14 protein-coding genes are annotated in these 15,442 nt (G+C 49.8%); 4 read left to right on the top strand and 10 right to left on the bottom strand.

Annotation, left to right across the window (positions count from 1 at the left end; translation table 11 throughout):
• Positions 1-85 precede the first annotated feature (85 nt).
• The 10 genes from B2X65_RS12640 to leuS all read right to left on the bottom strand — a co-directional run bounded on the left by B2X65_RS12640 (position 86) and on the right by leuS (position 10,705).
• Positions 86-1,249: a serine hydrolase gene (locus tag B2X65_RS12640; RefSeq protein WP_290613024.1), complete on the bottom strand. Its 1,164-nt coding sequence runs from the start codon at positions 1,247-1,249 to the stop codon at positions 86-88.
• A 55-nt stretch (positions 1,250-1,304) separates the two neighbouring features.
• Positions 1,305-2,114, bottom strand: coding sequence for a septal ring lytic transglycosylase RlpA family protein (locus tag B2X65_RS12635; protein ID WP_290613022.1), 810 nt, complete (start codon positions 2,112-2,114; stop codon positions 1,305-1,307).
• Positions 2,107-3,228, bottom strand: coding sequence for a rod shape-determining protein RodA (gene rodA, locus B2X65_RS12630; protein ID WP_290613020.1), 1,122 nt, complete (start codon positions 3,226-3,228; stop codon positions 2,107-2,109). The genes B2X65_RS12635 and rodA overlap by 8 nt, the downstream gene beginning before the upstream one ends.
• Positions 3,221-5,089: a penicillin-binding protein 2 gene (mrdA, locus tag B2X65_RS12625; protein ID WP_290613018.1), complete on the bottom strand. Its 1,869-nt coding sequence runs from the start codon at positions 5,087-5,089 to the stop codon at positions 3,221-3,223. The genes rodA and mrdA overlap by 8 nt, the downstream gene beginning before the upstream one ends.
• A 2-nt stretch (positions 5,090-5,091) precedes the next feature.
• Positions 5,092-5,562, bottom strand: a complete 471-nt coding sequence (rlmH, locus tag B2X65_RS12620; RefSeq protein WP_290613016.1) for a 23S rRNA (pseudouridine(1915)-N(3))-methyltransferase RlmH — start codon at positions 5,560-5,562, stop codon at positions 5,092-5,094.
• A gap of 6 nt (positions 5,563-5,568) precedes the next feature.
• Positions 5,569-5,889, bottom strand: coding sequence for a ribosome silencing factor (gene rsfS, locus B2X65_RS12615; protein WP_290613013.1), 321 nt, complete (start codon positions 5,887-5,889; stop codon positions 5,569-5,571).
• Positions 5,890-5,952: 63 nt separating this feature from the next.
• Complete coding sequence (nadD, locus tag B2X65_RS12610) at positions 5,953-6,609, bottom strand: nicotinate-nucleotide adenylyltransferase (RefSeq protein ID WP_290613011.1); 657 nt, start codon at positions 6,607-6,609, stop codon at positions 5,953-5,955.
• Positions 6,599-7,642 carry a DNA polymerase III subunit delta gene (gene holA, locus B2X65_RS12605; protein ID WP_290613009.1) on the bottom strand — a complete coding sequence of 348 codons (1,044 nt, stop codon included), beginning with the start codon at positions 7,640-7,642 and terminating at the stop codon, positions 6,599-6,601. The genes nadD and holA overlap by 11 nt, the downstream gene beginning before the upstream one ends.
• Positions 7,642-8,115 (bottom strand): LPS assembly lipoprotein LptE, encoded by a 474-nt coding sequence (gene lptE / locus B2X65_RS12600; protein WP_290613007.1) that lies wholly within the window; start codon positions 8,113-8,115, stop codon positions 7,642-7,644. The genes holA and lptE overlap by 1 nt, the downstream gene beginning before the upstream one ends.
• A gap of 1 nt (position 8,116) precedes the next feature.
• The gene (gene leuS / locus B2X65_RS12595; RefSeq protein ID WP_290613005.1) at positions 8,117-10,705 is read right to left on the bottom strand and encodes a leucine--tRNA ligase; all 2,589 of its coding nucleotides are present in this window, start codon (positions 10,703-10,705) and stop codon (positions 8,117-8,119) included.
• A 133-nt stretch (positions 10,706-10,838) separates the two neighbouring features.
• Between leuS and B2X65_RS12590 the strand changes: the two genes are divergently transcribed.
• The 4 genes from B2X65_RS12590 (at position 10,839) to nhaD (ending at position 15,420) form a co-directional block, all read left to right on the top strand.
• Entirely contained in the window at positions 10,839-11,324 is a 486-nt protein-coding gene (locus B2X65_RS12590) for a zinc ribbon-containing protein (RefSeq protein ID WP_290613003.1), read from the top strand.
• A gap of 162 nt (positions 11,325-11,486) precedes the next feature.
• Positions 11,487-12,971, top strand: coding sequence for a SulP family inorganic anion transporter (locus tag B2X65_RS12585; RefSeq protein WP_290613001.1), 1,485 nt, complete (start codon positions 11,487-11,489; stop codon positions 12,969-12,971).
• A gap of 62 nt (positions 12,972-13,033) precedes the next feature.
• The gene (locus B2X65_RS12580; RefSeq protein WP_290612999.1) at positions 13,034-13,888 is read left to right on the top strand and encodes a universal stress protein; all 855 of its coding nucleotides are present in this window, start codon (positions 13,034-13,036) and stop codon (positions 13,886-13,888) included.
• Positions 13,889-13,968: 80 nt separating this feature from the next.
• Positions 13,969-15,420, top strand: coding sequence for a sodium:proton antiporter NhaD (gene nhaD, locus B2X65_RS12575; protein WP_290612997.1), 1,452 nt, complete (start codon positions 13,969-13,971; stop codon positions 15,418-15,420).
• The last annotated feature ends 22 nt before the right edge of the window (positions 15,421-15,442 follow it).

Below are 15,442 nucleotides of genomic sequence, written 5' to 3'. Positions count from 1 at the left end.
GCTATGGTTAGCAAAGGTTGTTTAAAATATTGTAACAAAAAATCCCGGCAGTTGCCGGGACGTGTCACCGCACAGATACCACTGATTAATTAAATTGCATTTTCACGTAATCGACCATCCGGCTGAAGAAACCGCCACGGCCAACATCTTCTAATGCCACCAGAGGGTACTCAGCAATATCCTGATTATCCAGTTTTAAATAAATGGTACCTACTACCTGGCCCTTATTAATGGGGGCAATCAGTTGCTGATTCAAGCTGACGTCTGCTTTGAGGTTACGGCGCTGACCTCTGGTAATAGTAATTGGCGTGCTTTGTAACAGGCCAAGCTGGATTTGTTCTTTATCTCCCTGCCACACCCGTTGCTCAGCAAATTGCTCGCCGCTCTGATAGGGCGCAAAAGTTTCGAAAAAACGAAAACCGTAGCTTAACAGTTTTTTGTTTTCATTCGCGCGCTCGCGCTCACTGTTAGTCCCCATCACTACCGATACCAATCGCATATCGTCGCGGGTGGCAGAGGTAATTAAGCTATAACCTGCTTCACTGGTATGGCCGGTTTTAATACCATCTACTGCCAGGCTGCGATCCCATAACAATGAGTTGCGGTTGTACTGCCTGATACTGTTGTAGGTGAACTCTTTTTCGGCATAAACGGCATATTCTTCTGGCACATCCCGGATTAACGCCACAGCCAGTTTACTCATATCCCGTGGCGTGGTGTATTGTTCTGCCGCCGGTAAACCATGGCTGGTGCTGAAGGTTGTATTAAGCATACCCAGGCGTTTGGCATGGGCATTCATTAAATCAACGAAGGCACTTTCACTACCGGCAATATGTTCCGCCATCGCGACACAGGCATCGTTGCCCGATTGAATAATAATGCCCTTGTTAAGATCGGCTACGCTTACCTGAGTACCCACTTCGATAAACATTAACGATGAGCCCGGGAAATTTTTTGCCCAGGCATTTTCGCTGATTGTCACTTTATCATCCAGGCTGATATTGCCATTTTTTAATTCAGTACCAATAACGTAACTGGTCATCATTTTGGTAAGGCTGGCTGGTGCTAGTGACATATCAGCGTTTTCTTCGGATAGTACCTTGCCGGTATCGTAGTCGATCAGAATATGGCCTTTTGCAGCAACGGAAGGGGGTTGCGGCACCACAACCTGCGCCTGGGTGATACTGACAAAACAAAAACTGCTGATGGCAAAAATGCCGGAAGTAACGATGCGTCGATAACTATTCATGAGACCCGTTCTTTTATTATTAAAATTACAAAATATATTAACAGCAGACGATGGCTTAACTGCATACGGTGCTGTCAAAATAGTAGGCGCCCGGATATTGGTCGGCTTTTAATTTTGCCAGCCAGCTTCGCGCTTGCCTGTTATCCTTACTCGGACCCACCAGCAGCCGGAAAATTCCATCGGCAGCTTTAATTTCGGTAGGTACCGCCAGTTTTTTTGCCACTTCTGCACTTAACTGGTTTAGCTTAACATTGTCGCTACTGGCAAATATCTGGATATAGCAGGGTTGCTTTGCAGGGGTTAAATCCTGCGCCAGCATGGCCGGGGATTTTATAAGCTCAAGCTGAACTCTGGCTGTACCTTGTTTTAGCATGCCAATTTTACTCGCGGCAGAGTAAGATAAATCAATTATTCTATCCCGGTGAAAAGGTCCGCGATCATTCACTCTGACAATTGCACTGAGGCCATTATCCAGGTTGGTTACTTTAACATAAGAAGGCAACGGCAGGGTTTTATGGGCCGCCGTCATGGCAAACATATTATAGGTTTCACCATTAGAGGTAAGATGGCCATGAAACTTGCTGCCGTACCATGAGGCAATTCCCGTCTCCTGAAATAGGGTAATATCGGCAATCGGAGAGTAATGCTGGCCAAATACCTGATAAGGCCGGTTGCCACCGCGGCTTAGCGGTTCCGCAACGGGCGCCGGATCGGTCGTTTCCAGCAAGGTGGGTAACCGATCAGGTATGCTGTCCTGTTGTTGCTGATATCGGCCGGCATTCGGAGACGTATGTTCAGGTTTGCTGCTGCAGCCGGTCAGCGTCAGTATTGCTGCCATCATCACAACCCAATAACACTTAACCATTTGCCAACATCCGCTTATGCGTACTGACCGACATTAATACACCAAACGCGGCCATTAACGTTACCATAGAGGTACCTCCATAACTGACCAGCGGCAGCGGTACGCCAACCACCGGTAATAACCCGGAAACCATGCCAATATTAACAAAAACATAAACAAAAAAGGTCAGAGTAAAACTGCCTGCGACCAGTTTACTGAAATTATCCTGTGCGGTGCTGGCAATGATAAGGCCACGGCCAATGATAAACAAATAAATAGCAAGCAACAACAGCACGCCAATTAGCCCAAACTCTTCACTTAACACAGCAAAAATAAAATCGGTATGACGTTCTGGCAGAAACTCTAATTGCGATTGGGTTCCCTGCAACCAGCCTTTGCCATCCACCCCACCAGAGCCGATAGCAATTTTAGATTGAATAATATGATACCCCGAGCCCAGTGGGTCTGTCTCAGGATTAAGAAACGTCAATACCCGTTGCCGTTGGTAGCCATGCATTAAAAAGAACCACATTACCGGGGCAAAGGCTGACACCATTACAGCAATAAAGCTGATTAAGCGCCAGCTCATCCCCGCCAGAAATAATACAAAGACGCCTGACATGGCGATCAATAGCGATGTGCCCAAATCAGGTTGCTTAGCGATCAGCAGAGTGGGTACAGCACACATAGCAAAACCGACAATCAATCGCCAGATACGGGGCGGTAAATTATCTGCCGCGATAAACCAGGCTACGGCCATTGGCACCGCGAGCTTCATTATTTCTGAGGGCTGAAATTTCATAAATCCTAAATCAAGCCAACGCTGCGCGCCTTTGCCAACATAGCCAAACAGCAATACCGCGACCAGCATTAACAACCCGACACCAAATAGCGCAATCGCCCAGCGCCGGATAGTTTGCGGGCTTAATTGCGCAATACCCACCATTACAGCTAAAGCGACCCCCAGACGAATGATCTGCGCTTTCATCATGGCTTCGCTCTGGCCCGTAGCGCTGTACAATATGACCAGCCCAAAACCTAGTAAGGTTAGCAACCCCAGCAGTAATGGCAGGTCAATATGAAATGCGGCCAGCCGGCCGCTGCGCTGTGCCGGATTAACCATGCTGTTACTCATTGGCATTTACTCCGGCAGAAAAATAGTAGTCCAGTAACTGGCGGCCAATAGGTGCGGCAACACTGCTGCCACCACCGGTGTTTTCTACGGCAACCGCAAATACGACTGTTGGGTCTTTGGCGGGTGCATAGCCAATATACATGGCGTTGTCCCTGTGTCGTTCATCGAGTGACTTGGCATCGTATTTTGCGTCTTGTGCTATTGCAACCACCTGCGCAGTACCGGTTTTACCACCTGAGCTGAATTCAGCTGTTTTAAAAGCGGGATGTGCCGTACCTTTTAATGTTGCCACGGTTTGCACCATGGTATCGGCAATGACCCGCCAGTTCTCTGCATCAACCACGTTCACACTGGGCCTAAGGCCTGGGTCGACTAATTCACTGCTGTCTTCTGAGCTGAGCTCAGCGGCCATATGCGGGGTGGGTAACAAGCCTTTGTTAACCAGAACAGCGGTAGATAACGCCAGCTGAAGCGGCGTGGCAGTCCAGAAACTCTGGCCGATACTCAATGGTACTGTGTCGCCAGGGTACCAGGGTTGATTAAAACGGGCCCGCTTCCAGCCTCGGGACGGCATATTGGCACTGGCTTCCTCATGAATGTCGATACCGGTGCGCTCACCAAAACCGAATTGGCGCATATAATCTGAAATCCGGTCAATACCGAGCTTAATTCCCAGGTCGTAAAAGTAAATATCACAGCTTTGCGCTACCGCGCTGTAGACATCAACCCAGCCATGGCCACCTCTTTTCCAGTCACGAAAACGATGGTCACTGTTTGGTAAAGTAAAATAGCCCGGATCCCAAACCCGGGTATCGGGTTTTACGGTATTGGTTTCCAGCCCCAGCAGGGCCATCAGTGGTTTAATGGTCGATGCCGGTGGATAAATCCCCTGGGTAGCGCGGTTGATCAATGGCCTGTCTGGTGAGTGCAGCAAGGCATTATAATTGCTGCTGCTAATGCCGTGCACAAACAAATTAGGGTCGTAACTTGGGTTAGAGTAAAAGGCCAGCACGGCGCCATCCCGCGGGTCCATTGCCACAATAGCACCACGATGCTCAGTCAGCGTTTGCTGGGCGGTCAGTTGTAAGCCCACGTCCAGGCTAAGTTTGATGTTTTTACCGGAGCGGGCGGCTACCGAACGTAAAACCCGGATAATCCGGCCCCGGTTATTAACCTCTACTTCCTGAAAACCCATAATGCCATGCAATTGCTCTTCGTAGTAACGTTCCAGTCCGAGCTTGCCAATTTCCCGACTTGCGGCATAATTTGCCAGGTGACCCTGCTCATCCAGCCGACGTAAATCATCGGTGTTAATTTTGCCAATGTAGCCCAGAGCATGGGTAAATAAGTCGCCAAAGGGGTAATGCCGGCTTAACCGCGCTTCTACCGTCACTCCGGGAAATCGATGCAGGTTCACCGAGATCACCGCCACTTCCTGCTCGTCCAGACGTTCTTTTAAGGCAATAGAGTTGAAGCGTCGTTGTTGCCTGACCTGCTGCAGAAACTCCTGTTGTTGCTCTTCAGAAATCTCAATTAACTCAGCCAGGCTGCTCAGGGTAGTGTCGATATCGTCTATTTGCTCTGGCACCAGTTCCAGTGAAAATACCGGCTTGTTCTCTGCCAGTAAAATGCCGTTACGGTCGCTTATCAGGCCGCGATTAGGTGCCAACGGCAATACCTTAATGCGGTTGCCCTCAGAGCGAATTTGATAATCCTGATACGAGCGTACCTGCAAATTGTACATATTGAGCAAAATAGTGCTGAAAGAAAGACAGACTATCAGCATAGCCACCACCGCTCTGCTGTTAAACAGACGGGTTTCGGCAGCAATATCCTGCATAGCAACGCGTTTTTTCAGCATAACTACTCGCGATGATAAGGGTGATTAGTACTGATGCTCCAGGCCCGGTATAACGCTTCTGCCAGTACCACCCGAACCATAGGGTGGGGCAGGGTCAGCGCTGATAATGACCATTTTGCTTCACTGGCTGCAATACATGCTGGGGCAAGCCCTTCGGGCCCGCCAATCAGGAACGCCACGTCACGGCCATCCTGCTGCCATAACTCCAGGCGCTGTGCCAGCTGTGGGCTGCTCCAGTTGTCTCCTGTTACCTCCAGGGTAATTATCCGGCTGCCCTTGCTTACTGCAGCCAGCATTTTCTCACCCTCCAGTTCCAGAATACGCTTAATATCGGCGTTTTTACCGCGTTTCCCCGCAGCAACTTCGATAAGTTCCAGCGGCATATCGCGGCCAAAGCGTCGGGCATATTCGTTAAAGCCGGTTTGCACCCAATCTGGCATTTTGGTACCAACAGCGATCAGACTAAGCTTCATAGCAGATCAGGCACTCCAGAGTTTTTCCAGCTGATAAAAGTTGCGTGTTTCATCCAGCATCACATGCACGACTACCGAGTCTAAATCGAGTAATACCCACTCACCGCCGCTTTCACCCTCAATACCTAACGGCTGAACACCGATTTTTTTGCACTCTTCTGCCAAATAACCGGCAACAGATTTAGCATGGCGGGTAGAGGTACCTGAACACACCACCATAAAGTCCGTTACGCTAGATTTACCGCGGACATCCAGGGTTACGATATCGCGACCTTTCATATCATCAATTTTGTCTGTGACAAAGGCGACCAGTTCGTTCGTTTGCACCTATTTTCCTCAATACTGACTAAAAGCGGCTATTTTACCACAGATTTTGTGCGGTTATAGCGCTTAGCTCTGATAGAGTCGATGTTGCTGTATATAGTTCAGTACTGGCAGGGCAAGTTCGCTGATATTTTTCCGGTTTTGTGCAAGCGCTGAGCGGATAGCGGTGGCACTAGGGCTGAAGTCGGGATTATTCAGCTCGATAATTTTGCCGTGGGTATGCTGGTGCAACGCGGCCGGAGTTGCAGCATACTGACGAAGCAAGGTGGGGGCGTCGCCCTCCTGGCGGCTGTAACCCGGGCGCTGGCAGACGATAAGATGGCTAAGCTCAAGAATTCGCTGCCACTGATACCACCTGGTAAAATAGCACAGCGAGTCCATGCCTATTACAAATGCCAGGGTGCTGTTGGGCATGCTTTGTTTGAGTAATGCCAGGCTGTCTGCGGTATAAGAAGGACTACTTCGGTTCAGTTCCAGCGGTTGCAGCACCATGGCGCTTTCATCTGCAATAGCCAGCTCTATCATGGTGGCGCGCTGCTGTGCGCTTACTCCCGGGCTTGCCCGGTGCGGCGGCACATGACAAGGCATAAATTGCAGTTGTGCCAGTGCACAGTGCTCCAGCACATAACGGGCACAGGCCAGATGTCCCTGGTGTATCGGGTCAAAGGTGCCGCCAAAAATACCGATTGGTGACCGGGGGCTGGCGGGGGTGTCAGTCATCATGCTGTTGTTGCAAGCTGTAAGTCCGAGGCACGGGTTTAATAAATAAACACACCAGGTGGCTCAGGGCGGTAGTAAGATCTGCCAGCTGACCACCTTTGTATAAACGGTCAAACGCGGCCAATTCCTGTAACAAGTAATCCAGATAGTTTAACGATAATCGTTGCAATGCCTGTTGATACAACGGCTGGCGTTTCGGCCAGATGGCCAGTTGTTTAAAGGTCTGGGCCGGGGCAATACCCTGTTGCTGCTGATATTGCAATTGCTGCAGTTGCTGCAAGTCTTTTTGCAACTGCCAGATAATAATAGCGGGCTCCATATCTTGTTGTAGTAAACGATGCAGCCGATGCAAGGCCTGCTGACCGTCACCAGCGAGAATTGCATCGCCGAGTTGAAATACGGTAAACGAAGAGTGGTCAGCTAAAAAATTTGCCAGTACCGCGGCATCTACCATTTGGTTTGGATGGGTTAATGCCAGCTTTTCCAGTTCCTGGCGCGCCGCCAGTAAATTGCCGGCACTGTGGTGTTGTAACAGGCTGAACGCATCTGCAGACAGGCGCAGGTTAAGCACGTTGGCACGCTGCTGCAGCCATTGCCGGGCCTGGCGATCGTCCAGCGGATAAATGGCAACCTGTATGGCAACCTGTTGCAGCTGTTTAAACCACGCCAGTTTGCTCACCTCGCCAAACCCGCGCTGGCCATGCAATACCAGAACAATATCCGCTGATAATGAATGCGCCAACTGTTTTAGCTGATCGCTGGCGGCAGCGGAGAGTTTCTGAGAAAGCTCCAGTTCAATCAGCCTTTTAGCTGAAAATAGCGACATGGCGCTTAGCTCATTATGCAATTGCGCCCAGTCAAACTGGCTATCCAGGGTAAAACTCAATCGCTCGTCATAGCCTTGTTGTTTCGCCGCCTGGCGCAGTGCATCAATGGCTTCAAGCTTTTGTAACGGTTCTTCGCCAAATATCAGGTAACAGCCAGCTAACCCTTGCGAAAGCTGGGCAGCCAGCTGGTTAGCATACAACTTTTGCATCAGTCTAACCGGGCCAGTTGCCGGATAATCCGATTTGCAGCCTGTTGCCGTAATTCGCCAAGTAATAAATCCAGCTCGCGGGCTTTGGCCAGGGCCTGATTCGGATCGTCCTGATAGTCACGATACAATTCGAACTGATTAAATGCCGGCTCCTGGCCGGGCATAATTAAATAGTAGCTCACTTTATAAATCAGTTCATATTCTGCGACCTGACCGCTGGGAAACAGCGATAACGTTCGCCGCTCCAGAGTATCACTTACCAGCTGAATGGTCGGTGCGTCAGCTTGCATACTGTCCAGTAATTGTACGCTGTTCTGACGCAAGCGTTGATTCAGCAATTGAGCCAGTTGCGAATGCGCCTCACTTTGCACATAGATAGCCGGAAACTGACTCAGCGGTAAATTACCGCGTAAGTGAAAACCGCAACTACTGAGCATCACAGCCAGAGCGGCGGCTATGGCAATTTTAACCATATTAGCCAACCACCAGGTTTAATAGTTTTCCTGGCACGTAAATCACTTTACGCACTGAAACACCTTCCAGAAAACGCTGCACATTTTCTTCCTGCATGGCGATATCAAGCACCTGCTGCTGAATGGCTGCAGCCTGCACCGTTACTTTGGCTCGTACCTTACCGTTTATCTGCACCACCACCAGTTTTTCGTCTTCTATCATCGCTTGCTCGTCAACCACCGGCCATGGCGTTTGCTCTATGCCCTGGTCCTGACCCATCTGGTCCCACAAATATTGGGCAACGTGCGGCGTTATCGGGTTTAACAGTTGCAACAGTGCCACTATGGCTTCGTGCATTACGGCTTTATCCTGCTCTGTTTCCAGCGCGGCCCGTTGCAACTTGTTGCTTAGTTCCATAATAGCGGCGATTGCCGTATTAAAGGTGTAACGTCTGCCAATATCGTCGCTGACTTTAAAAATGGTTTTATGCAATTCACGACGCAAGGCTTTTTGCTCGCCATTCAGGGAGCTAATGTCCAGCACGCCGGGTGCGCCAGCGGCTTTGACATCATTAACCAGGGTATAAACCCGTTTAATAAAGCGATGTGCGCCTTCAACGGCAGAGTCTGACCACTCCAGGGTTTGCTCAGGTGGCGCGGTAAACATCATAAACAGGCGCACGGTATCGGCACCATACTGATTAATCACTTGCTGCGGATCGATACCATTATTTTTCGATTTAGACATTTTACTCATGCCAGCCGACTGCACGCTCTGGCCATCGCTTTGTAAAATAGCCTGAGTAATCCGGCCTTTTTCGTCACGCTCTACAATGACATCCTGTGGTGATAACCACTGTTTGCCACCGTTTTCAGTGTCGCGGTAAAACGTCTCTGCCAGCACCATACCCTGGCACAATAAGCGCTTAAAAGGCTCATCACATTGCACCAGGCCAACATCGCGCAGCAGCTTATGGAAAAAGCGGGCATATAACAGGTGTAAAATAGCGTGTTCAATGCCACCAATATATTGGTCTACCGGCAGCCAGTAATTGGCTTTTGCCGGGTCCAGCATGGCCTGATCGTGATCCGGGCTGCAGTAGCGGGCATAGTACCAGCTTGACTCCATAAAGGTGTCGAAGGTGTCGGTTTCATGAAAAGCCGGCGCGCCGTTGTACTCGGTTTTTGCCCATTGTGGGTCGGCTTTAATGGGCGACGTTACCCCGTCCATTACCACATCTTCCGGCAGTCGCACTGGCAATTGATCTTCAGGCACTGGCACCACCGAGCCATCGGCCAGGTTCAGCATAGGGATAGGAGTACCCCAGTAGCGCTGACGCGATACGCCCCAGTCCCGCAGCCGGTAATTTACTTTTACTTCGCCTTTGCCCAGGCTGGCCAGCCTGTCAGCAATGGCCTTAAAGGCATCCGCAAACTCCAGACCGTCAAATTCAGCCGAATTAATCAGGGTGCCTTTCTCGGTGTAGGCTGCCTGACTTAAGTCGGCGGCATCGCCGCTGCTGGCAGCAACAACCTGTTTAATATTCAGGCCATACTTTGAGGCAAACTCATAGTCGCGCTGATCATGGCCGGGAACCGCCATAACCGCACCTGAGCCGTAATCCATTAGCACAAAATTGGCGACCCAGACCGGCAACTGTTCGCCGGTAAGCGGGTGAATAGCAAATATGCCGGTGGCACAGCCTTTTTTCTCCATGGTGGCCAGTTCGGCTTCGGCCAGCTTGCCGCCTTTGCAGTCTTCAATAAACGCAGCCAGCTGCGGATTGGTTGCTGCGGCCTGGCGCGCCAATGGATGCTGCGCGGCCACGGCCAGATAGGTTACGCCGTAAAGGGTATCGGGACGGGTAGTATACACTTCCAGCTCGCGAGTCTCTGCTGAGGCGACATCAAAACGGATATTCACGCCCTCTGAGCGGCCAATCCAGTTTTTCTGCATGGTGCGAACCTGCTCTGGCCACTCGGTTAGCTGCTCTAAGTCTGCCAGCAGCTCTTCGGCATAGGCGGTAATTTTAATAAACCACTGGGCCAGCTCACGCTGCTCTACTACCGCGCCTGAGCGCCAGCCACGGCCGTCAATAACCTGTTCATTCGCCAGCACGCACTGGTCAACCGGATCCCAGTTAACGGTGGCCATTTTTTTATAAACCAGGCCTTTTTCATACAGCTTGGTGAAGAACCATTGCTCCCAGCGATAGTAGTCCGGTTTGCAGGTGGCAACCTCGCGACTCCAGTCATAGCCAAAACCCAGGCGCTTTAACTGGTTTTTCATGTAGTCGATATTTTCGTAGGTCCACTTTGCCGGGGCAGTTTTATGGTTAATGGCGGCATTTTCGGCAGGCAAACCAAAGGCATCCCAGCCCATAGGCTGCATCACGTTTTTGCCCTGCATCCGTTGAAAACGGCTAACTACATCGCCAATAGTGTAGTTACGGACATGACCCATGTGTAAACGCCCGCTCGGGTAGGGGAACATTGACAAGCAATAAAACTTCTCTTTGCTGGGATCTTCAGTCACCTTAAAGGCGTCGTTTGCTTCCCATTGTTGTTGCAAAGCGGTTTCAATTTGCTGCGGGTCATATTGTTGTTGCATTTACATCATCCACGATAAAGTTCTGGCAGGGCCGGCAATGCCGGAAAAAGTGGCTATAGCATACCGCAGCGCGGTTTTGACAACAATAAGCAAGCGCGTTGTCTATACTAGGAAAAAGCAGCAAGGAGTAAATATGAGTGATTTTAATAAGAAATATCAAAAATGGTTAGCTGACTTTAACCGCAATTTGCAGCAAAACCCGCATAATTACGATAACCAGCTGGTTAAGTTTATTGATACCTTAAAAAACTATCTGCAAGCGGGTAAAGATCTCAGCGCTTATGAAACCCGGCTGTTTATCGAAACGCTGAAACGCCAGTGGCATGAGCAGCAAGAGGAAGCAAAAAATACTGAACCCGAAACGCCAGCCCCGTCATTATGGCCTGAAGCGTTATGGCAGGAGCTTAGCGGCATCACCGATAAAACCCAGTTGGAATGGCAGGAGCTGACTCAGGATTTCAAGCATCAGGGCGTGTATTTTCAGGGTGAAATGGTCGGCATGGGCCGCTACCGTTGCAGCAACTGTTATCAGCATATCGATTACACCCATCCTGGTGAGCTGCTACCTTGCAGCCACTGCGGTGAAGTGCAGTTTTATCGGGAAGGTTTGCCGGTGTAGTTTTACCACAAAAGTTGGCCGGTACTTTTTATAAGCAGTATTTATTAATGATTTGCAAGGCGATTTAGCGCAGTTTTTTCTAGTTTTGTCGCCTACAAAACTTTATACTGCGCGCTGTTTTTTTTGCTTCAAACGATTCTAACCTTCCGGACATTTATTAATATGCTGAACTCACTGAAACAGAACTGGCTCTCTAACGTGAAGGGCGATGTTCTGTCTGCGTTAGTTGTGGCGCTCGCCTTAATTCCTGAAGCTATTGCTTTCTCAATTATTGCCGGGGTTGACCCCAAAGTTGGCTTGTATGCCTCTTTCGCTATTTGTTTGATTATTGCGTTTGTCGGTGCCCGCCCGGCAATGATTTCCGCTGCTACCGGCGCTATGGCGCTGCTGATGATCACCCTGGTTAAAGCGCACGGTTTAGAATACCTGCTGGCTGCCACGTTATTGTGTGGTGTTATACAAATTATCTTTGGTCTGTTTAAGCTCGGCGATTTAATGCGCTTTGTGTCACGCTCCGTGGTCACCGGTTTTGTCAATGCATTAGCCATTCTGATTTTTATGGCACAGCTGCCCGAATTAACGGGCAGTTATGGCACCTTAACGGTGTACGGCATGACCGCTTTGGGCCTGGCTATTATTTATCTGTTTCCTTACCTAACCAAGGCAGTGCCATCACCCCTGGTGTGTATCATAGTGCTTACTGCGCTGGCCTTGTATTTTGGTATGGATATCCGCACCGTGGCCGATATGGGCGAATTGCCCGACAGCCTGCCCATTTTCCTGTGGCCTGATGTGCCACTGAATTTTGCTACCCTGCAAATTATTTTTCCTTATTCATTAGCGCTGGCGGTAGTGGGGCTACTTGAATCATTAATGACCGCAACAATTGTTGACGATTTAACCGATACCAGTAGTGATAAAAACCGTGAATGTGTGGGCCAGGGTGTCGCTAATATTGGTTCAGGTTTAATCGGCGGTATGGCCGGCTGTGCCATGATTGGCCAGTCTATTATTAACGTAAAATCAGGCGGACGAACCCGTTTATCAACTTTATTAGCCGGCGTGTTTTTATTGATGCTGATTGTTTTTGTCAGTGATTACGTGGGTTTGATCCCGATGGCCGCTCTGGTAGCCATTATGATTATGGTATCAATTGGTACCTTCAGCTGGTCTTCTGTTAAAGACTTACGCAAAAACCCGAAAAGCTCTTCTGTAGTGATGATCATGACCGTGCTCGTAGTGGTAGCGACTCACAACCTGGCCTATGGCGTGCTGGTGGGCGTGTTGCTAAGTGCCTTGTTCTTTGCCAACAAAGTGGGGCAGATCCTGTTTATCGGTTCTACCTTATCGGCCAATGGCCATCAGCGCGACTACACCGTTGTTGGTCAGGTGTTTTTTACCTCGGCGGAGCAGTTTATTGATGCATTTGATTTTAAAGAAGCGGTGGAGAAAGTGAGAATTGATTTAAACCGGGCGCATTTCTGGGATATCACCGCCATCAGCTCGCTTGATAAAGTGGTGCTGAAGTTTCGCCGCGAAGGCACCGAAGTAGAGTTGGTTGGCCTGAACGAAGCCAGCGCCACGCTGGTTGACAAGTTTGCGGTACATAATCGACCTGATGCAGTAGAAAAGTTGATGGGACATTGATCTCAGGTAAGGTTAGTAACACTATTTCGGGCTAAATTGGCCCAGGCGACAGGAGCAAAACAATGACTAAAAAAGTAATGGCGTGTATTGACGCCTCACCTTATGCCGAAGCTGTATGTGATTATGCCGTATGGGCAGCTAACCGTTTAACTGTGCCAATGGCCGTCATTCACGTGCTGGATAAAGCACAGCATACCCATACCCCGGATTTAAGCGGCAGTATTGGCCTGGGTTCGCAGGAAGTGTTGCTGCAACAGTTAGCAGAGCTGGATGAAAAACACGGCAAGCTGGCGCTGGAGCGCGGCAGGCTAATGCTCGATGCCGCGAAAAGCCGGGCTGAGCAGGCCGGCGTTGCCGCTGTCGATGAACGCTTGCGTCACGGCACCCTGGTACAAACCCTGGTCGAGCTGGAAGAAGAAACCCGGTTACTGGTGCTGGGCAAACGCGGCTTTAGCAGTGCCGATGCCCATGGCCATCTGGGGTTGCATGTCGAGCAGGTTATTCGCAGTGTGCATAAACCTATTTTATTAACCCAGCAAAGCTATAAAGAACCACAACGCATTATGCTGGCCTATGATGGCAGCGCCACCGCACTAAAAGGCCTGGAAATGCTGGCTGCCAGTCCGCTCGGTAAAGGGTTGCCAGTGCATCTGGTGATGGCCGGCGCCAATATTGAAGCCGCACAGCAGCAGATGGAAACCGCAGCACACATTCTGCGTAATGCTGGTTTTGATACCCGCATTGCCATAGTAGGTGGTGAGCCGGAAGAGGTACTTAACCAGTACCAGCAAGAGCATCATATTGACCTGATGGTGATGGGGGCGTACGGCCATTCCCGCATTCGTCAGTTTATTGTAGGCAGTACCACGACTGCCATGATTAGCAAAGCGAAATGCTCTTTGTTAATTCTTCGCTGATAAAATAAACAGCCCGGCACCCCGCCGGGTTGTTGGTTTTATTGTATTACTTATGTTGTTTAAATTTGAAGTAGCCAATCATGTTTAAGTTCAGCATCATGCTGTTTAGTTTGTTTGCGTTGTTATGTTCACCTTTTGCCTTTGCTGCCAGTGGTCCATTGCTGTTAACGGCCTCGACCACAGGTTATGTGGCATTATCTATTTTCATCATTGCTTATATTCTGGTGATGCTGGAAGAAAAGATTCATCTGCGTAAATCCAAACCAGTACTGGTTGCGGCCGGTATTATCTGGGCGTTGATTGGTTGGCGCTACATTCAGGCTGATATGCCAACGGTTACTGAAGAAGCGTTCCGTCATACGCTGCTGGAGTTTGCGGAGCTAATGCTGTTTTTGCTGGTCGCCATGACCTACATTAACGCGCTGGAGGAGCGGCGGGTATTTGATGCGCTGCGTAGCTGGATGGTGCGTAAGGGCTTCAGTTACCAGTCATTGTTCTGGATAACCGGCGTACTATCATTTTTTATCTCGCCAATCGCCGATAACCTGACCACCGCGCTACTGATGTGCGCCGTGGTAATGAAAGTGGCCGAAGGCAACAAGAAGTTTATTAACCTGTGCTGTGTAAACATTGTGGTAGCGGCAAATGCCGGTGGTGCTTTCAGCCCCTTTGGTGACATTACTACGCTGATGGTGTGGCAGGCAGGCGTATTGCGGTTTATGGAGTTCCTGGCGCTGTTTTTACCCTCGGTGGTCAATTATCTTATCCCAGCCATTATTATGAGTTTCTTCGTAGAAAAACGTAAACCGTCGGCTGTGTACGAAGAAGTTGAATTAAAGCGTGGTGCTATCCGCATTTTATGCCTGTTCTTATTAACTATTGCAACCGCAGTTGCCTTTCACTCGGTGCTGCATTTACCTCCGGTTCTTGGCATGATGACCGGTTTGGGTTACTTACAGTTCTTCGGGTTTTTCCTAAGGGTTACTCTGCCGGGTTCATTGGCTCGCAAAAGAGCAATGGCCGAAAGGGAAGGTGATCAGGAGCGTATTAAAGCACTGGGACAGATAGTCCCCTTTGATGTATTCAGCCGGGTATCCCGCGCCGAATGGGATACCCTGTTGTTCTTCTACGGGGTGGTAATGTGTGTGGGCGGACTGGGTTTTATTGGCTATCTGGAACTGATGTCGACAGTGCTTTACACCCAATGGGATGCGACCTACGCCAACATTGCGTTAGGGCTTATTTCCGCCGTAATCGATAATATTCCAGTGATGTTTGCGGTACTAACGATGATGCCAGAGATGTCGCATGGCCACTGGTTACTTATCACCTTAACCGCCGGGGTGGGGGGTAGTCTGTTATCGATTGGCTCAGCTGCCGGTGTAGCGCTAATGGGGCAGGCACGAGGGTACTACACCTTTATGGGGCACCTGAAATGGGCTCCGGTCATTTTATTGGGATATTTTGCCAGTATCGCTGTGCATTTGTGGCTCAATGCTGCCAGTTTTGCCGAGTATGGTCTGGCAAGTTAGCGATTACTGTATTATTTGCGTG

The organism is Arsukibacterium sp. UBA3155, from assembly GCA_002364615.1.
GTDB lineage: Bacteria > Pseudomonadota > Gammaproteobacteria > Enterobacterales > Alteromonadaceae > Alishewanella.
This window is presented reverse-complemented; position numbering and strand designations above follow the sequence as displayed.